Here is a 20,261-nt window from a genome sequence, read left to right on the forward strand (position 1 = left end):
AGATGATACACATGTTATATTAAAATTTGATTAAATGGATTTATTTTTCTAATGTTGATTAGTATAATATTTGTATTAAGGCGTAATCCATTTTTGTTGATACTTGTCAACTTTATAAATCATAAGATAAATTATATCAAATTCTCATTTGTTATGACAATAACTAAAAATATTTTTTAAGGGAGCACACATAAGATGAAGAAAAATAAATTTTTAGTATATTTACTATCGACGACGCTTATCACGCCAACCTTCGCTACACAAGCAGCTTTTGCTGAAGATTCATCTAATAAAAATACAAGCTCAGATAAAATGGAACAACATCAAGCACAAAAAGAAACATCAAAGCAATCTGAAAAAGATGAATTTAACAACGATGATTCTAAACACGATTCTGATGATAAAAAAAGCACTTCTGACAGCAAGGACAAAGACTCTAATAAATCATTATCAGCTGACTCAACACATCGCAACTATAAAATGAAAGATGATAATTTAGTTGATCAACTTTATGATAATTTTAAGTCTCAGTCAGTAGATTTTTCTAAATACTGGGAACCGAATAAATACGAAGATAGTTTTAGTTTAACGTCACTCATCCAAAATTTATTTGATTTTGATTCTGATATAACAGATTACGAACAGCCACAAAAGACAAACCATTCTTCTAATGACGAAAAAGATCAAGTAGATCAAGCAGATCAGACAAAACAACCATCACAACATCAAAATCACTCACAGTCGTCTGCTAAACAAGATCAAGAACCATCAAACAATGAAAAAGAAAAGACAACTAACCACCAAGCCGATTCTGACGTCAGTGATTTACTTGGAGAAATGGATAAAGAAGATCAAGAAGGCGAAGACGTAGATACAAACAAAAATCAATCTTCTTCTGAGCAAAAACAAACTCAAGCGAATGATGATAGCTCAGAACGTAACAAGAAATATTCTAGTATTACAGATTCAGCATTAGACTCTATTTTAGATGAATATAGTCAGGATGCTAAGAAAACAGAAAAAGATTACAATAAAAGCAAGAATACAAGTCACACTAAAACATCTCAAAGTGATCATACTGACAAGAATCCACAATTACCAACAGATGATGAATTAAAACATCAATCAAAACCTGCACAATCATTCGAGGATGACATTAAACGCTCAAATACACGTTCAACAAGTCTTTTCCAACAACTACCTGAATTAGACAATGGTGACTTATCTTCTGATTCATTTAATGTTGTTGACAGTCAAGACACACGTGATTTCATTCAATCAATTGCTAAAGATGCGCATCAGATTGGAAAAGACCAAGATATATATGCATCAGTTATGATTGCTCAAGCTATTTTAGAATCTGACTCTGGAAAAAGTTCGCTTGCACAATCACCAAATCATAACTTGTTTGGAATCAAAGGTGACTACAAAGGACAATCTGTAACTTTTAATACTTTAGAAGCTGATAGCAGTAATCATATGTTTAGTATCCAAGCAGGTTTCCGTAAATACCCAAGTACTAAACAATCTCTTGAAGATTATGCAGATTTAATCAAGCATGGTATCGATGGTAATCCGTCAATTTATAAACCAACTTGGAAGAGTGAAGCTCTATCATATAAAGATGCTACTTCACATCTGTCACGCTCATACGCCACAGATCCTAATTATTCTAAAAAATTAAATAGTATTATTAAACATTATCATTTAACATCTTTTGACAAAGAAAAAATGCCTAACATGAAGAAATACAACAAATCAATAGGTACAGATGTGTCTGGTAATGACTTCAAACCATTTACTGAAACTTCCGGTACATCACCTTACCCACATGGTCAATGTACTTGGTATGTGTACCACCGTATGAATCAATTTGATTCATCCATTTCTGGTGACTTAGGTGATGCTCATAATTGGAATAACCGTGCTGAAAGTGAAGGCTATACGGTAACGCACACACCTAAAAATCATACTGCAGTTGTGTTTGAAGCTGGACAATTAGGTGCTGATACACAGTATGGTCATGTTGCTTTCGTTGAAAAAGTTAATGACGACGGTTCAATTGTTATTTCTGAATCAAATGTTAAAGGATTAGGTGTCATTTCATTCAGAACTATTGATGCAGAAGATGCTCAAGATTTAGATTACATTAAAGGTAAATAGTAAAAATTTAAAATTATTTGAGGTATTACCCACAAAATAATAGCACAAAGATGTATTCAAATTTACAATGCATCTTTGTGCTTATTTTATATTCAATAACTATATTAGAGTAAGTTTACATTGAAAAGTCCATTTTTATATTTTACTCAAGTGATTTCTAAAAGTATATTATTCATTATATATAACGATCATTATTGCATGTCAAAAAAGAGTAGGACAGAATTGATTTTAAATTCTTAGTCCTACTCTTTTATACTGACTCTTGTTATAAACTTTGAGTAAGCATTGCGACAACTCAATCATTAACTGTGTAATTGTTTAACTACACATAAGATTGATGATGTCTATTAGTATATATCATTTTCAAATTAATTTTGGTGTTTTTTTCTACGAGCCATAAAGATGAGCGCCCCACCTAATGACATGAGTACAACAGCCACTGGCATCCAATGTTGTTTGATGACTTCACCTGTCGCTGGTAATGAAATATTACCATCGTCGTCAAATAGATCACTTAAAAGGCCACCTTTATTATCTAAAGATAATCCATTCTCTGGTGCCGAATGATCTAATTTATCAAGAATAGATCCTCTTGAGTGAAGTTTATCAAGTAAACTTGGTCTATCAAATATTGAATTAGAATCACCGACACCTTTGTTAATACGATCTAACAAGGATGGTCTATTCTTTATAGGATCTAAAATATATTCTAAGTCTTTCTTAGCTTGTTTTGCTCGTTTTTCTAAATCTAATAAATCATTTGCCTTGCCTTCAATCGCAGAGTGAATGAGATCCATGATATCTGATTTGTCCTTTTGTACACGCGCAATAACATCAGCGATAATTTTAGCTTTGTCTTTATTGATACGGGTTTGTAATATTGTTTCAATCGCTTGTCTTTTGTCTTTAGCATCATTAATCACACCATTCAATATATCATCAGCTGTTGCTGTTCCTTGACTATTAAAATGACGTTTTAATTGTTCTACGATTTGAGAATTCGACAAGTTTTGGCTTAACAATTTTTTGGCAATACGATCTGCTTCATCATTACCAAGTCGTGTCGTCAACAGTTGTTTAATTAAACTTTCTTTATCTTTAGATTGATCTAACATTGATTTTAAAATATCATCACTAGAAGTTAATGCAAGACCATCAATTTGCTTGGCAATTTGATTAGCGATATCTTCATTACTTCGGCCATTTGTTTTAATACGTTTCATTATATCTTCTACTTCATTTTTGCTAAAAACACTATTTAAGATATCTTCGGTTGCTTGTTTTTTATTACTAGCACCATTGAGTTGATCTATAATAATATTTCTTTGTCGGTCAATACTTTGCTTAGTTTTATCAATTTCTTTTTTAAGCGCTTGTTTCTTATCATCAGATAAAGTGTTATTATCCTCTACTTTTGTATCTAGTGCTCTTAAATTCATTAATTTATTATTTATATAATTAGAATCTAGTGATTGATTGTCAGTTTGTACCTTAGCAAGTGCTTTTTCAATCTTATCACTACCTTGTAATGAACGTGTAATTGCTTGTATATCTTGTTTTCCATCTGTGACATGTTGATTTTTTGAATCCCTAATTTGATCAGTATCTGATGCTAGACGTTCTAATGTTGAGCGACGACCATCATTACTTTTATCGTCTTTACTATCACTATCAGATTGGTTTGTTGTTGTACTAGATTCTTCTTTGTTATTTTCTGTTTTATTAGATGGTGATGCTTGCTGATTGCTTTGTTCAGAAGGCTTATTATTAGAGTCAGACTTAAAATCTTGTTGGATTTTATCTAATTTATCAATAACTGACTCTTCAGAATCATCAGTAGTTGCATTACGTGTACTAGCACTTGTATCGTGTACTTTATTATTTGAATCATCTTCTTCATCGGTTGTTGAGTCGCTAGGTTTAGAAACACTTCCTTCATCTTGTTGACGGTTATCAACATTTTTAGCAATTGAATCTAAATCTGACAGAATTTTATCTAAGTCTTTAGTTATATCATCATTATCTTTTTCAGATGTATCGTCATCTTCAGTTTTTGATGATGTGGCACTAGAGTCTGTCGATTCTAAGTGATTATTTTTATCTTTTGCATCATTTATAATTCGGTCAATGCTTGATTGATTATCGACTTTATCTAAACGTTCTTCAAAACTTTTGATATCTGCGTCAGAAAGTTCTTTCAAATCTTTAATATCATTTTTAGCTTGTTGGATTTTGTCAGCGATGGAGTTACTATTAGAAGTATTTTCAACATTTGATGATGTACTTTCTGAATCTGCAAAAGCATCTTTTGTGAAGCCATAACCAACCAGCGAACCACTAAGTAACAACGCAGAACATGACAGCTTGAGGTAGACACCAATTTTATCTGTTCTCTTCATTTACACATACTCCTTTAATAAAGTTACCTGTATTATTCTTTAAATAGATTTACATGATTTAATCAAAAATATACATATCACATTATAATACATAATTTCATAGATTTGTAGATAATGAACCTAAAATAACAAATTTAAAAAACAAATTTCTTGTAATTATTAGTAATTTGGTATTACACTTCTTTACACACTTAATTATTTAAATAATATATTAAGTTAAGTGTAATTCAAAAACAAGGAGTTTTTATAATGGCAAATTCTATTTACTCAACTACAATGATTTCAAATGGTGGACGTGATGGTCGCGTTTTTAGTCCAGATAATACATTTGTTCAAAACCTTGCAACACCTAAGGAAATGGGTGGTCAAGGAGGCAACGATACTAATCCTGAACAATTATTTGCTGCTGGATATAGTGCATGCTTTAATAGCGCGCTATCATTAATCTTATCTCAAAATAAAATAAGTGATGCAAACCCAGAAGTTGAAATCACTATTGAATTACTTAAAGATGATACTGACAATGGCTTTAAACTTGGCGCAGATATTAAAGTCACACTTGAAAATATGTCCCAACAAGATGCTGAGAAATTTGTGGAGCAAGCACATCAATTCTGTCCATACTCAAAAGCAACACGTGGTAATATTGACGTTCAGATAGACGTTACAGCTCAATAAAACTTGTAATCGTACAACTAACTCTTTGCAAATAATTCTATACACGATTAAAGAGTAGAATAATGAATTCAAATTGAATTCTATTCTACTCTTTTTATATACTCTCATACTTCCACAATCACTGGTTTTCATTTTCAATCCCTCATTAAATTTACTTTTCATAAACAAAATATCTTTTTTTAAATCAATTTCATACTTTTTAAAAAATTTTACTTTAAAACAACTATAAAAAGGTTAAAATGGGAATAGTATAAGTAAGTAGATTTTTTCTTCATAAAATGTAAAGTTGCTCATCACCGAAGGAGGACTATTTATGTTTACCATATCAATCATCGCTATGATTATTGGTGTTGTGCTTATCGTTTTAAGTCAAATTATCTATCATTCAAAACCGATAGATGCTAAAGAAAAAATGTTTATACCCGGTGTATGCCTTTTTTTAGTAGGACTCTTAAGTTTAATCGGTCACTTTGTTAATGGCTACGTATGATCTTTTTTCAAAGCTGTAAAACATACCAACATCTCTATAACAAAACATAGTATTTAAAAATTTTGTAATTATTAAAAGAGCCTAGGACATCAATGTCCTAGGCATATTTAGCTATTGGCTTTTGTCAGTTAAATTTAAAATACTCTTTTTCAAGTTTTTAAATTTCTAGTTCTCATTAATGAATCTGAACGACGAATTTAATATGAATATGATTTCATTCTTTTTGATGTATCATGATTCTTTATTAGTGTTGTCAAAATTTCGACCTTCAAGTCCAGCCAATTCTTCTTTCGACGCTGCAGGTGCTTTCATTTCAAATATTTCATCGACAACCGTGTAATCATAATAACCGAGACGTGCTATAGGTCTGATTGACTTAATGTCTAATTTTCCGTTGTCCATAATTACTTTATCGTCAATATGCACTTGTGCTACACGACCGATGACTATATCCACAGTTGAAACAGGGTCTCCAGTGGGAATTCTTACTGTTTGAACGTATTCACATTCAAAATGAACAGGTGATTCCTTTACTCTACTTCCAGGAGCTTCGATACACGATTCTTTCGTCACACCAGCAAAATCAAATTCATCATCTTCTGGAGGTAATGCTTTGGATGATAAATTCACTGCTTCACGCAAATCATATGTTGCCATATTCCATACAAACCAACCAGTTTCTTCCGCATTTTTAACTGTATCTTTTCTTTCATGATCGCCAAGCACTGACTGATTAGCCGCAAACATTACCATTGGGGGATCCCATGTAAGATTTTGATATTGACTGTACGGCGCCAAGTTATCTTTACCTTCTTTAGATACTGTAGAAATCCAACCTATAGGTCTAGGTACGGTGCTACTTTTGAACGGATCATGTGGCAATCCATGACTTTTAACACCTTGTTTTGGTGAATAATTCATTTTATATCCACTACTATCGTTAATCGTTCTATCAACTTAAGGTTACATAACTTGACTTAGCATTGTCTAATATTTATCAATCATTTCAATATAGTTAAAAGTTAAAAATAATATTTATAACTTTTAACAACCAATATTGCTTTTATCATTTGAAGCTATTTTCAAGAACGTTGGTCACCTGGCATAAATATTGATACAACTAAAGCAATCAGTCCGACAATAGCAATCATTAAAAACTGTAAGAAAAAGTTAGACAGTTCGCCTACAAATAACATTAAAATAGGTGCAATCGCTGTTCCTAAGAATAATACAAATGTATTAACAGATAAAAAGAAACCTTGATTGTTTTTAACAACTACACCTACTTTTGAAATAACAGTAGGAATCGCAAATGCGATGCCTGCAACAAACAACACACTAAATGTTGTAATAAGTATAATATTCGTAGTCACACCCATGAGTATGATCGACACAATACATGTTGTTAATGCGATAGTTATCAAGCGCTTCATACCTATACGACTGCTTAAACGCCCTGCAAATAGAGATAATAGCATGCCTATCACACCGAACAATTTCATCATTGAGGACACAGACATGTCTCCTCCAACATGGTGTGATGTGACATATTCATTTAAAATATCATACATACTTATAAACATAATCAATAATGTTAGTGAAATAAATAAACAATAGAAAACTTTAAGATTGTCTTTGAAATCTTTAAAGTTATTGAAAAACTTAAAGAGTTGTATATCAGGATTTTTATGAGGACTCTCAGGTACATTTTTATAAATAACTAATACGAGAATTAAATATAGGATTGTTAAAATAAAATATACCCACTGCCAATTCAAATAACTTACCACTAATTCACTCATATTTTGCCCTAACACACCTGATAACATAAAACTTGTACTGATAAAACTAATTGCTGTTACACGTTTCACACGTGGATAAGTTTCAGTTGTATAAGTCATGACTACAGGAGAAAATGATGCAGCAAATACGCCTTGTAGTGCTCTTAATATTAATAACACTGTAAATGAATGAACAATGCCTATCATAAGACAGATGATAACTAATGCACTCATACCTACTAAAATAGTTTTAATTCTGCCATACTTTTCAGAAATCGTTCCATAAAATAGACAACTGATTGAATATGTTAATGAGAATAAAACACCGTTTAAAGTTGCTATAGATTCAGGAACATGAAAGTCTTCTGCGAAAGTTGCCGTAAGAGGTAGAGCCGTATATAAACTTGCCATTACAATGATACCTGAAATAAACATGATTGTCGTAATGAGATTATAGTTTTTACTTTCTTCCATCGATTTCCATACTCCTTTCTAAATTTTAATCAATACGATTATTATGACAGGTTGTTTCAAATACCTAAAGAGATATTTAAATTGACGAAAAATTAAAACAATATAAATACACTTGTATACATTTAATTTCTTTATAGACACATGAGAGCTGAAAAATTGACATACAGATTACTTCAATTTAAGATTACCATTACCTTTTATTATCTATATTTCACAAACCTATGATTAAATCGTTAGTATATTACAACATTTCTGTTAAATTGTGCATTTAATTTTTATTTTAGGGAAAAGAGATGTCTAGAAGGAATTCATATTTACAGATAAATAGGAGGAATCTTTAATGATTTTACGTTATGCTACAAATTTAAAACTAGCTAAAGAATTATATGATGCAAGTAAACCTAAATTAAAAGGCGATCAAGGTATGATTGATACGTTCACTAATACATTTGGTTTACCGGAAAACTCAGTTAAATTAGCAGGTGGCGTTGAAGCTGCAGCTGCTGGTTTATTTGCTGCAAGTTTTTTAAATAAAAATATTTCACGCTTAGGCTCACTTGCAGCAATTTCAGTACTTGGTGTTGCAGCTTACAAACATTTTGAAGCAGGGCATGGTAAAAAAGGTGCACAACATGCTTTAGACTTATTAGGTTTATCAACACTTAGCTTATTAGATACTTTTTCTTGTAAAAAATAAGTACTTCAACATATAAATGTATATTAAATAAAATAACAGCGGTAATTTCCTTATTAATCTTATCAAGGAATTACCGCTTCTTTTATGTTATCTATCAACGAAAAAAATGCATTCAATTCATCAGTCTAGATGAATACGACAATGATTATTTCTTGTATTTATTAAGCAATGCTGGAGGAACATGACATAAATAATAATCCTCCGGAAATTTCTCAAGATGATTCTGATGTTCTTCTGCACTCTTCACATAATTACTTAGAGGTTGTACTTCGACCATTACTTGTTTCGCGTCTTCCCTGCGCTTAATGTAGTCTTTTGCTTCATTTAAATGCTTCGAACTTTCACTATACACGCCTGTTCGATATTTTTGACCCTTGTCTTGACCTTGTTGATTTAAACTATAAGGATTTATCATTTCAAACAAATAATCCAGCAGCATATGTATTGAAGTTTTTGCAGGATCAAAGTGTATCTTCACACATTCGGCATAGCCATCATAAGGAGCATCTAAACATTTCGACGTTCCATTTGCCCTTCCAGCTTCTGTTTGAATAACTCCTGGAATCGTATTAAAAAAAGCTTGAGTTCCCCAGAGACATCCACCAGCAAAATATACCGTTTCCATATCCTCACTCCCTAAAACAAATGTGTTAACTCCCTTTTCAATAATAAAGAATTCAAAATAAGTCTCTCAGTTCATTCAATTACAATCAAAATAAGAAAAGAACCTGTACATATGATTGATGTATCAGGTTCCATATTATTAACTTGATTACTCTGTTCATTCTGTCTTACTAAGGCATCAATAATTTGATACCCTTCACAATATTAATAATAAATAATACAAGCGAAACGATAAGTAGAATGCCTCCAATAATTACTCCTATCACTAGTACAGCAACTCCATTTGTCGAATCAATCAAGGATAGTCCAGCAGCAAATGATATAAGTCCTAATGCCAAACACACCCAACTCAATATATGGTTAAATAATGCATTTCTTGAATACGTAGATGCTGGTGGTTGTCCAACAATCCATACGATTAATGGAAACAATACAGGTGCAAAAAATACACTTAGATAACTTAAAGCCCCTAACATATCATCCGTTTTATCATGATAGCTTTTATCAAAATTTTCCATACAATCAATCACCTCAATTTAAATATAAACACATTCTGAGTATTCATTTAAGTGATATGGAATACAATTACAATATTGTAAGTTTCGATACAAAAATACTAATGATTAACCACTTAATGCTTGTACTAATGCATATTTAAATGTTGATACCGACACAGCATTAGCATGACGTTGTTGTAGTGCTAAACGTGTTTCAAATTGACCACGATGAGTCCCTATCTCCTTCAAAGCGTTACTCAACTGACTTATATCATTTACAAGAAACTGATTTTCTATTGCAACGAAATCTTGATTATGAACAACCTCTTTATATCCCATAATTAACAATTGATGATTATATGCGCTTCTTACAGCATTCCCTATTTCATTCCCCTCATTAATATCTAAATAGATATCACATTGTTGATATAAGGTATGAACTGTTTGATCTTTAATTATTGGATATAATTTAACATTTTCATATTGCGATAAACTTAATAATTTTGAAGACATCTCAGTTTTAGCGCCTATGTGAAATTGATAATCTTTATGCAAACGTATCAACGTTTCAACATGTGGTATTTGATCTGAATTTGTTAATGTTAATACATTCTTAGAATAATGATTCCGTTTATACATGTCATATAAGTAACCAGATGCATATACTTTCTGTTGTTCCTCTCTAGATAGTTGTTCTTTGATTAATTTATATTCATTTTGATTAGGAACAATAACGGCAAAGCGACTTTGAAGGTTTTGTGATAACATGACTTTCATATTTCCTGGGATATAACCATGAGATTGCTCTTGCCAAAATAAAATACCTTTTTTCAATGTCGGTAAATGATAAATTGCTAAAAATGGTGTTGATAAAGTATTAAATATAACTTCTTTTATCTCAACGCCCATTTCACTCAAGTAAAATTTAATCCACTCTGTATATGACTCAAAAAAATAAGATTTCCCTTCATATTCTACAACTACATCGTTAGTTACATAATTCTCATAAATCACTTCTTTACCTTCACGTGTCATATACTTTTTTAATATTGCATTACCTAACAAATCGTAAACTGTTTCAGCAAATTTAAATCCTTCTTTTGTATAATAATCAACCGAACGCAAACGCTGTTTTGAATCAAGCCACTCTACATGGCTAACTACCCGTGTCTTATAATGTTCCTTATAAAAGATTTTACCTCTAAGCTCACCCATATCTGTAATGGTAGCCATTGTCGCATCTCCTTTAATTTCCCAAAAAGGAGGCGTATCAATATCATTAAAAAAAGCAGGGGTATCATCTTCATAAATTTGATATGCTGCGAAAAAACGATACGGCGATGTCACATCATCAGGTAAAAAACCATCATCATTAATTACAATCGTAAAGTGATTGTAACCAGCATGCTTAAGAGAGTGATGTAATTCCTGTGTTTCTTGATTATAATTTTCGAATAAATTAATCATATAGCACCTCTTCAATGAGTTGTCTCCATAGATCAACAATATGCGATGTTTTAAATGATTCTGCAATGTTATACGATACCTCATGTGCCCTTATGGGACCATCTTTAAAATATCGAATAATCATATGAGCGATTTGCGTTGTGATATCATCAGTAGACGCTTGTTCAAAATCTATCGATATCAAATAGCCATTTTGATGATGTCGAATAAATGTCGGACTGCCATAATTCACATCAAATCCAATCATACCTAAACCTGAGCCAACCGCTTCCATTAATGTCAGGCCGAATCCTTCACTTTGTGAGGCAGCTATGAATAATTCATATTGCTGATATATTGTACGAAGATTTCTATGTCCTTTAATTTGTATGTAATCCTCAGCACGATGTTTGGTAATAATATTTTTAATTTTTTCTTGTTCTTCTCCTTGTCCGTAGATATCAAAACTCAATTGAGGTAACTGATGTTTAGCTTTAATCACAGCTTCCACTATCCAATCAACATGTTTTTCGGTAGCAAGACGTGATGCGGTTATGATGGAATATGGTTTTCTTTCTTTTTCAGGATATTGTAACGATTCTATACTACCTACTGGAATTGTACGTATACGTGGGCAATCATTCTTATATTGTTTAAATTGTTCACTTAGTGTATGCCTTTGCAAATCTGTCGCTGTGATAAAGAAATCAATATACTTTGCATTTTCGAATTGATACTCATAATAATTATTCCATAAAATGTGAGTCCCATCAGTCGCACCTTCACTGAAATGTTCAGCGTGAACGACTACGCCAACTTTACTGGATCCCTTGTTTTCTAATATGGCTTGTCCCACATCAGTTGCTCGATCAATAATAATGATATCATCTGAATCCAATCGCAATTGGCGTATAAAGTATGCGACGAGTGCTTGTTTACTGTATAAACGTGCATCATCAAACACAAAAACATGTTCATCTTCATCTATATATTCGCGGTATGCAATTGATCCATCTTCATTATAAAATTGACGCATATATATTTTAGCTTTATTGTCAAAAGGAGCATAATACTCCGAGAATGTTCTTACATAGCTATAAAAATCTTTCCTAATTAACATTCCATTCACTACAAACTCCGCACGATCAACGTAATGTTCGTTAGCATTTTTTAAATAGCAGGTTACGAATGTTTGCTGATTATTTAAATAGAGTCGTAATACTTTACCGTTTTGATCTTTTCGAGTAACCTCATTACCTAACTCTGAAATTAAATCATCAACTGTGTACGTTGTAGGAGCGATTTTTACGTCTGTGAAGTATTGATATAGCCAAATAACTTCATCATCTTTAAACCCTATGTTGCTTGTTAGTGTTTGAATATTTTCTGATTGAATAAAATCTAAAAATATAAATTTTGTTGGATAAGGTAATTGCCTTAATAGTTTTGCTCGATACACTTGTGCATATTCAACACCACTACTGGCCCAACCGATTCCAAAATTGATATTATAAATCGTCATGTCTAACACCTCTTTGTTTATGGGAAATGAATGACCATATCTCCGTCCTTATCAAAGGTTAGAATACTTAAACATAAATTTCTAACCATCTTCCTTTTTATATCTTCAGACATATATTCATACGTTTCAAGAGCCACTTTGTGATATTCAAAAATGACATTACGCTGTCCATTTTGTCGATTGTTTACACTGGCTTTAAGTTGTTGTAAGTTATCCACTTGCTCAATCCATTCGCTATCTATCGCTTTCAAAATTGATTTTTGAATGAAACGAAGTTTTAAATATGAATCCGTCGCAATTTCTAAACGATTGTTAAATTGTTGAGTAAATTGTTGTATTAAGAATTGTATGATTTCTTCATCATTTTGCATATTAATATTTGATACATCTTCATCAAAGATAAAACTTAAGTTTTCGTATATATAATTCACAAGTGCACGTTCCCTACTTAAGCCAAGATTTTTAACGTCTTTTGTAAACACATCTCGTGCAAGCTGTTCAAAATTAAAATCATCAAAATCGCTTGCTTCAAGTATGTGATTACGTTCAGCATAAATTTTATCTCGTTGAACACTAATACTTTTTTCGAATTCATTTGCCATTTCTCTATTTTTCATAGCAGTCTCTTCAGATACACGTTGCGCTTTATTAACAATTGACTTTACACGTTTTTTAAAGAGTGCACTACTTTCTAGTTTAGATGCATCCATCGTTTGGAGATTTTTATTTTCTGCCAAGTTAGAGTTACTCCAACGTTTTACTAAATCATCATCAAGTGATACAAAAATCTGTGAATATCCAGGATCTCCTTGGCGACCTGAGCGCCCTCTTAATTGACGGTCAACACGACTGTTATCCATATGTTCATTAATTATCACTGCTAAGCCACCGATATCATGAACCTCTTTTGATAACTTTATATCAGTTCCACGCCCTGCCATACTTGTAGCAACAGTAACTGCAGATAATTGTCCCGCCTCAGCAATCATTTGTGCCTCTTTAGCTACATTTTGAGCGATTAATAAATTGTTAGGTATATCACGTTTAAATAACTCAGCTGAAAAATATTCTGCCGCTTCTGCAGTACGTGTAATTAGTAACACAGGTTGTTGAGATTCATGTATATCAATCACTGTCTTTAAAATTGCATCGTTCTTTTTGTCACCATTAGCAAATACTCTATCAGGTCTATCATCCCGTTCAATCGGACTGTGCGTCGGAATCTCTATAACAACTTTTGAATATAAATCAAAGAATTCTTTTTCCCCTAATTTACCTGTTCCAGTCATACCTGAAAATTCATCAAATTGTTTAAATAAATTTTGGAATGTTATCGTTGCCATCACACTCATATCTTGAGAAATTTCAACATTTTCCAGAGCCTCTATAGCTTGATGTAAACCAGACTGAAGCTTTGTCCCAGGTAGCATACGACCAGTGATTCTATCTATAAGCACAATCTCACCATCAAAAATAAAATAGTCTAAATTATATTTGAATAAATACTTAGCTCTAAGCGATAAATGAATCATCCTCACTAAATCAAAATATTGCTGTTGGTATATATTATTCACTTTGAAATAATGGTTTGCTTTTTCCGAGCCCTCATCAGTGAGCCACACTTCTTTTTTATTAAAATTAACTATGAAGTCTTTATCTTTCTCAAGTGTTTCAACAAACGTTTTAACGATGTGAAATAAATTAGATTGTACACGTGGCGCACCAGAAATAACTAAAGGCGTTTGGGCAGCATCTAATATAATAGAATCGACTTCATCAATAATAGCAAAGTTTAATTTCGGTAAAAATTTGGCACGAATATCATCAGCTAAATTATCAATTAAATAATCAAATCCTAATCGCCCATTAGTCGTGTAAACAATGTCATGGTGGTACAGTTCATATTTTTCATTTTCAGCGTATTCGTATTCTGGAATGTCCACAAATCCTAATGATACAGACAAGCCTAGCCATTCATATAGTGGTTTCATTTCTAAAAAATCGCGTTTTGCTAAGTAATCATTTATTGTGATTAGATAAGCACCTTTACCTGTAAGTGCATTTAAGTACAGAGGCATGGTAGCTGTAAGCGTCTTACCTTCTCCTGTTTGCATTTCTGCAATATTCCCCTGATGCATAGCGATTGCTCCTAAAATCTGCACATCTTTTGGATACATACCTAAAACTCGCTTGGAAGCTTCTCTAACTGTGGCATAAGCTTGTGGCAGAATGTGATTGAGTGAAGATTTATTATCATTTAAATAAACTTTAAATTCTTTTGTCTTCGCTTGAAGTGCTTCATCACTAAAATTTGAGAATTCCTCACTCAACGCATTAATTTGATTTAATATTTTACGCAATTTTCTTAACCTAATATTATTAATAATTTGGTTGACACCTTTAGCCATTCATATCACTCCTGTGATAGTTTGATATGTCTAGATGATGTGTCCTTATATTGGTTATGATTTGATTAATTACTTTAAGTTTTTTCTCAGGATCTATATATTTCGTTGCCTCGTAAGCTTGATTACTATCTTCTCTTAATTCTTGCACAATTATATTGCGAAAAGATAAATGATTCATGCCAGCATTAATAAGTTCTAAATCATATGAATATGCTTCTCTAGGATAGACAATATTTTCTTTTTTATTTTTTAAAATTTGATGACTAAGAATTTCTTTATTCTTACGATAAAATTTCATTTTAAAATAAGCCGCACCCTTAGGTTCAACTTCAAAATTAAATTGAAATTGATATTGGTGCCCTTTTTTTAAAATAGGTAGCTTAGGGCTTACACGGTCTTCTGCAAAATCAGTTAACATATACCAACTGTGAATGATTGTATCGGATGGCATCAAAGGGTTCTCAAAATAGATATTATCTTGATTAAAACGTAATTTTGTACCATACATAAACGTTGATGAATTAACTAGTCGCCATTTGACTTCAAATTTCCTATCTTTTTGCATGTGTCACCCTCCCAAATCGCTCTTCCATGATTAAATGATAAAAATTAATAAACCAATGAGTAACAGTAGCAGAATCATCGTTATGTCTACCAGGAATTCTTTTACTTATCACACGTGCATGTTGTTTTGTAAGAACAGGCAATAAATCTTGAAATGCATATTTGTCATAATCATCATGCTCCATGTAAGCAATCGCAAATGTTGTCATTGACAAATCACTATGCTGAATTTGCTTCCAAAAATGATTATCTAACTGAACAACATCTTTGTTAGTTATGTCATTTTGATTCAATCGCAAAATATCAAGTGACGTTCCAAAATCGTTTGGACGAACGAGTTTCATATTATTAGCAATAGTACCTAGATTTATCAAAGGTTTTCCTACAATAACAGCCGCTGGATTTAATTTTGTAGCGTAATAAAGTGCGCCAAATGATCCCATTGATAACCCTGAAAGAATTAATTGGTTGTTCGCAAATCCCAAATAATCCAAAGCATTTTGGATGACCTTACGGATTGACTGTTCATAATTCTCTGACCCTAGGTAAAAGGCACCACCTTCGATTCTAGGATCAGCTATTAAAATAAATGGAGCATTCATGCGTTTCATCATAAAGTACCCTTCAAAGCCCTCAGCAGTACGATACCCACTAAAATATACATTGAGTGGTGGTTTTAAATCTCCAGGATGAAAGTAATGTATAAATTCTTGCTTATTTTCATCACTATATCGTTTTCCGCCTAATATGAACTGCCCTAATTCCAAGCGTGACCAACGTTTATGAATAGCACCTATAAATAATGTTCCTTTACCTTTAGCTTTGATTGATACACTCACATATGTTTGATAAGGACGAGCAGGTAGTTCTATGGGAGCGTCTAAATCGTCTTGTTCATATATTAGCTTTTCTACTGGTTGATCAGTTGAATAAACAGGCGTCAATCTCAATGTATATTGGATTTTAGCATCACCTTCAACTTTAAATTCTGGCCATATTTGATTCACCTTATTGGCATCAGCGATGATATTTTGACTCCATGTAATGAGGGGTTGGTATGATTCCCCAAATCGTCCTGATACTTCAATAGATTCATTTCCATTAAATTGATAAGAACCATCAAAATGAATACTAACGCGACAATGAATAGGTTTTACTTTATCTCCATATTGCCCAGGAAATGTAACTGCTTCTAATTTTTGTTGTAATTGTTCTTCATTTTCATAAATGAGTGGTTTTATAAAATTACGTTGTATTTTCTTATCTTGTTGGTAACGAATAAAAAACTAACTTTAAATAAAGTTAGTTTTAAAATTATTGATTAATGAATTTCTTTAGACAAAATATTATTTACCATTGTCCGTTGTTGTATTGATACATACCTTCTTTTAAATATATTCCCCAAAATATATAACACAATATGCCTAGCCCCATGGAATCAAATAAAATAATATGATTCATATTAACAAAGATAGTGATTAAAAATAATAAAATAGTTATACTCATTGGAAAAGTAACTAAAAGTACCATATGAAGCATGTATATCGTACATAAAGTAAGTCCTATTATTCCAGTAAAGATAATCATACCGAAGATGATATTACTCGTTTCTACATTAAAGTATTGTATTTCTGAACTCGCTTTTATCATCGGTATACCAAAACCGCTTCCTAAAAAAGGATGCTCAGTTAGCGCATAATCAATAGCTTTAATATTCATATCACTCGGCATAAAGACTTCCTGGCTATTCTTCCCTTTTAAGATTAGTTTAATAAAAAGGTGATAAATGTATGGTTGATTGATTATAGCAATTGTCATTAGTATCATAGCACCAATTATGGGATGTTTAATTCTCTTTTTCATGTGAGATAACGGTAATAGAAGCATTAGACATAAAATAACAGATATAAAAATATGACGAGAATTTGATAAATAGAGCTCTATCATTCCAATATTTAACAATAATAAATTGAATACATCATAATCTTGTTGTTTGATTTTTGTTACCATATATAAAACTAGTCCCATAGCAAGAATAATTGCGAATGAATGTTCATCTTTGAAAACACTTCGAAGTGATTCCCCATCAATTAAATATGATTTTGGCGCTATAACTATAAGTAAAAAAGTAAAGGCAATCATTAGCGTGATAAATTGATTAATCCAGTTAATAAGATTTTTTATCTTTTTTATTAAACTAACATACATAACAATCAAAATTAGCGGTATAAAGAAGTTAAGCAATTTAAGAATAGATTCTATCGGATCGTTAGATACAACTAAACTCATTATGATATAAAGTAGCATAATAATCATAGTAGATTTGATAAACCTTAATATCATTTCATTTCTTATCCAATTTTTTACATATTTAAATAGAAAAAATACCCCAATGACATAAGTCAAGATATATTTCATACTTACTATGTAATACGTCATCTCTAGTGTGTCAAAGGGAGTATATATCTGCGATCTGAGCATATAGAGTATGATTAATTGAACGACACCTAGTGCCCCTCTTTTAAGAAGTAATAAAGATAAAGCGATAGATATCATTAATGTCCATTTATTAGGAATGCTAACCATAAAAATGGATAAGATAATCAACCATTCGATAAATTTACGTTGAGTGATGTTTAAAAATTGTTTCATGATATAAGCCTCAAGTTGTCTAATTCGTGATGTAAGTGTTTAATCAATTTTTAATTATGAACATGTTATTATATTTCTATTATAAATAATTAAACGCTATCAACAAAATATTTTTCTAAATAATTTTATTATATTTTAGAATTATAACATGAATACATTCCTACCGAAAATTAAAATGATGAATATGCCGTATGTCTTAAATTAAAATTTTTATTCCAATAAATGAAAACAATTAATGCTTTAGACAATGAACATATCCTTTCACCATAAATGCACTAAACGATACGTTTACGAACCGCGCCAGATATTAAATCAACTAAAGCGACCATCGCAATCAAACCAATTAGAATCATGCCCACTCGGTCCCAAGATCGTGTTTGTAAAGCAAAAATTAATGGTGTACCTATGCCGCCTGCGCCGATTAATCCTAAAATGGAGGCTGAACGTAAATTCAATTCAAATCGATATAAAATAAGTGAAATAAACGATGGTAAAATTTGTGGTATTACAGCAAACATTAACGTCTTCATTTTATTTGCTCCACTCGCTTTTAAAGATTCTACAGCGCTAAAATCTAAACTTTCAATATCTTCAACAAAAAGTTTCCCTAACATACCGACTGAATGAATCCCCAGTGCAAGTACACCTGAAAACGAACCCGGTCCAACAGCTTTAATAAATATTAACGCCATTACAATTTCAGGAAACACACGTATAATGCTTAATATGAATTTACTTATACCCGTAACTGGTCGTAATTTCATCATATTTTTAGCGCCTAAAAATGCAAAAGGAATACATATAATTGATGCAATGAACGTGCCAATTACTGCAATAGCAAAAGTTTCCAGCAAACCTCTAAGTAAATCTTCACCATCAGGTATATATATGTAACTTAAATCTGGATGAAATAATCCGTAAAAGATAGACTTTAATATTTCAATAGACTTACTTTTAAGTTCAAGGCCTGGAATCCCTGCAAACGCCCATATAATTATAGCTGCAACAACAATGACTATAATCCAATTTTTAATTATTCGTTGACGATGTTTTTTTGATTTTAATTCATATTTACTATCCAACGTATTCATGCTAATCTTTCCCTCACTTTCGAACTCACATAGTCAATAATCACTACAATGATTAGAGTGAACAGGATAATCATTGCTGTCTTCTTATATTGAAATAATCCTAACGTTTGATCGTAGAACAACCCAATACCACCTGCGCCAACAAGACCTAAAACTGCTGATGCCCGAATGTTAATTTCAAAAGCAAATAGCACATATGACATAAATGATGAAAGTGCTTGAGGAACAACGCCAAATGCAATCCATTTCACTTTATTAGCCCCTACAGCTGTCATAGCTTCCATAGGTCCTGGATCAATTGTTTCTAATGATTCATATAATAATTTACCAATGATACATATTGTTAGAACAAAAAGTGCTAATACACCCGGAATTTGTCCAATACCAAATATGGCTACAAATACGGCAGCTAATAATAAATCAGGTATTGTGCGTACAATATTAAGAACAAAACGTGATGGTATCGCAATCCATTTAGTTTGAACAATATTACTCGCACATAGTAGCGCTATTGGAATGGAGACAATACTTCCTAGAAAAGTACCGACAATTGCCATACGAATCGTGTCTAGCATTGGTTGTGTAATATGATCTAGGTAACCCCAATCTGGTGGTATCATTTGTTTGAAGAATACGCCAATTTGTGGAAGACCTATCATTAAATCTCCAATGCTAAAACCAGTATAAATAAAACTCCAAATAATCAAACCCGTGATTAAAATAATTGAAAAGCTAGTTTTAAGAGACATCCGTTTATTTAAATAGCGATTATATT

At 31.8% G+C, this 20,261-nt stretch carries 16 protein-coding genes and 1 pseudogene; 4 read left to right on the plus strand and 13 right to left on the minus strand.

Translation table 11 applies throughout. The annotated features are described in order from the left end of the window. Nucleotides 1–195: 195 nt before the first annotated feature. Nucleotides 196–2,163 (plus strand): amidase domain-containing protein, encoded by a 1,968-nt coding sequence (locus tag HMPREF3058_RS03425; protein ID WP_002490843.1) that lies wholly within the window; start codon nucleotides 196–198, stop codon nucleotides 2,161–2,163. Nucleotides 2,164–2,531: 368 nt separating this feature from the next. Here the strand turns inward: HMPREF3058_RS03425 and HMPREF3058_RS03430 are convergent, their stop codons facing one another. Continuing rightward, nucleotides 2,532–4,562 (minus strand): LPXTG cell wall anchor domain-containing protein, encoded by a 2,031-nt coding sequence (locus tag HMPREF3058_RS03430; protein WP_002490902.1) that lies wholly within the window; start codon nucleotides 4,560–4,562, stop codon nucleotides 2,532–2,534. 249 nt (nucleotides 4,563–4,811) lie between these two features. On the opposite strand from HMPREF3058_RS03430, the gene HMPREF3058_RS03435 reads away from it, so the two are divergent. Then, entirely contained in the window at nucleotides 4,812–5,240 is a 429-nt protein-coding gene (locus HMPREF3058_RS03435; protein ID WP_002446944.1) for an organic hydroperoxide resistance protein, read from the plus strand. Between the two features lie 313 nt (nucleotides 5,241–5,553). After that, nucleotides 5,554–5,730: a hypothetical protein gene (locus HMPREF3058_RS03440; RefSeq protein WP_001831885.1), complete on the plus strand. Its 177-nt coding sequence runs from the start codon at nucleotides 5,554–5,556 to the stop codon at nucleotides 5,728–5,730. A 231-nt stretch (nucleotides 5,731–5,961) separates the two neighbouring features. Here the strand turns inward: HMPREF3058_RS03440 and HMPREF3058_RS03445 are convergent, their stop codons facing one another. Both HMPREF3058_RS03445 and HMPREF3058_RS03450 read right to left on the minus strand, forming a co-directional pair. Then, entirely contained in the window at nucleotides 5,962–6,651 is a 690-nt protein-coding gene (locus tag HMPREF3058_RS03445) for a flavin reductase family protein (protein WP_002486855.1), read from the minus strand. Nucleotides 6,652–6,812: 161 nt separating this feature from the next. Further along, nucleotides 6,813–7,985, minus strand: coding sequence for an MFS transporter (locus tag HMPREF3058_RS03450; protein WP_002476077.1), 1,173 nt, complete (start codon nucleotides 7,983–7,985; stop codon nucleotides 6,813–6,815). 340 nt (nucleotides 7,986–8,325) lie between these two features. Here HMPREF3058_RS03450 and HMPREF3058_RS03455 point away from each other — a divergent pair, with 340 nt between their 5' ends. Beyond that, a complete protein-coding gene (locus tag HMPREF3058_RS03455; RefSeq protein ID WP_002446941.1) occupies nucleotides 8,326–8,682 on the plus strand; it encodes a hypothetical protein in 357 nt (118 codons plus the stop codon). Nucleotides 8,683–8,827: 145 nt separating this feature from the next. Here HMPREF3058_RS03455 and HMPREF3058_RS03460 read toward each other — a convergent pair whose 3' ends face one another. From HMPREF3058_RS03460 to phnE (HMPREF3058_RS03505), 10 genes and pseudogenes are all read right to left on the minus strand, one after another. Beyond that, complete coding sequence (locus HMPREF3058_RS03460) at nucleotides 8,828–9,307, minus strand: peptide-methionine (S)-S-oxide reductase (protein WP_002446940.1); 480 nt, start codon at nucleotides 9,305–9,307, stop codon at nucleotides 8,828–8,830. A 169-nt stretch (nucleotides 9,308–9,476) separates the two neighbouring features. Continuing rightward, nucleotides 9,477–9,824, minus strand: a complete 348-nt coding sequence (locus HMPREF3058_RS03465; RefSeq protein WP_002476081.1) for a magnetosome magnetite crystal formation protein family — start codon at nucleotides 9,822–9,824, stop codon at nucleotides 9,477–9,479. A gap of 105 nt (nucleotides 9,825–9,929) precedes the next feature. Continuing rightward, nucleotides 9,930–11,270, minus strand: coding sequence for an accessory Sec system glycosylation chaperone GtfB (gene gtfB / locus HMPREF3058_RS03470; protein ID WP_002490900.1), 1,341 nt, complete (start codon nucleotides 11,268–11,270; stop codon nucleotides 9,930–9,932). After that, nucleotides 11,263–12,771, minus strand: coding sequence for an accessory Sec system glycosyltransferase GtfA (gene gtfA / locus HMPREF3058_RS03475; RefSeq protein WP_002490912.1), 1,509 nt, complete (start codon nucleotides 12,769–12,771; stop codon nucleotides 11,263–11,265). The genes gtfB and gtfA overlap by 8 nt, the downstream gene beginning before the upstream one ends. Before the next feature lie 17 nt (nucleotides 12,772–12,788). After that, nucleotides 12,789–15,179, minus strand: a complete 2,391-nt coding sequence (gene secA2 / locus HMPREF3058_RS03480; protein ID WP_002502186.1) for an accessory Sec system translocase SecA2 — start codon at nucleotides 15,177–15,179, stop codon at nucleotides 12,789–12,791. Continuing rightward, entirely contained in the window at nucleotides 15,172–15,744 is a 573-nt protein-coding gene (asp3, locus tag HMPREF3058_RS03485) for an accessory Sec system protein Asp3 (RefSeq protein ID WP_070731134.1), read from the minus strand. The genes secA2 and asp3 overlap by 8 nt, the downstream gene beginning before the upstream one ends. Beyond that, nucleotides 15,731–17,020, minus strand: a pseudogene (gene asp2 / locus HMPREF3058_RS03490) (accessory Sec system protein Asp2); the annotation flags it as partial. The pseudogene asp2 and the gene asp3, both read right to left, overlap by 14 nt. Before the next feature lie 73 nt (nucleotides 17,021–17,093). Continuing rightward, nucleotides 17,094–18,395 carry a hypothetical protein gene (locus HMPREF3058_RS03495; RefSeq protein ID WP_002490865.1) on the minus strand — a complete coding sequence of 434 codons (1,302 nt, stop codon included), beginning with the start codon at nucleotides 18,393–18,395 and terminating at the stop codon, nucleotides 17,094–17,096. Nucleotides 18,396–18,670: 275 nt separating this feature from the next. Continuing rightward, on the minus strand, nucleotides 18,671–19,486 hold the full coding sequence (gene phnE / locus HMPREF3058_RS03500; protein ID WP_002476085.1) for a phosphonate ABC transporter, permease protein PhnE: 816 nt from the start codon (nucleotides 19,484–19,486) through the stop codon (nucleotides 18,671–18,673). Then, nucleotides 19,483–20,235 (minus strand): phosphonate ABC transporter, permease protein PhnE, encoded by a 753-nt coding sequence (phnE, locus tag HMPREF3058_RS03505; RefSeq protein ID WP_162832815.1) that lies wholly within the window; start codon nucleotides 20,233–20,235, stop codon nucleotides 19,483–19,485. Before phnE (HMPREF3058_RS03505) ends, phnE (HMPREF3058_RS03500) begins: the two co-directional genes overlap by 4 nt. Nucleotides 20,236–20,261: the final 26 nt, after the last annotated feature.

This window comes from Staphylococcus sp. HMSC068G11, from assembly GCF_001815825.1.
Lineage (GTDB): Bacteria > Bacillota > Bacilli > Staphylococcales > Staphylococcaceae > Staphylococcus > Staphylococcus epidermidis.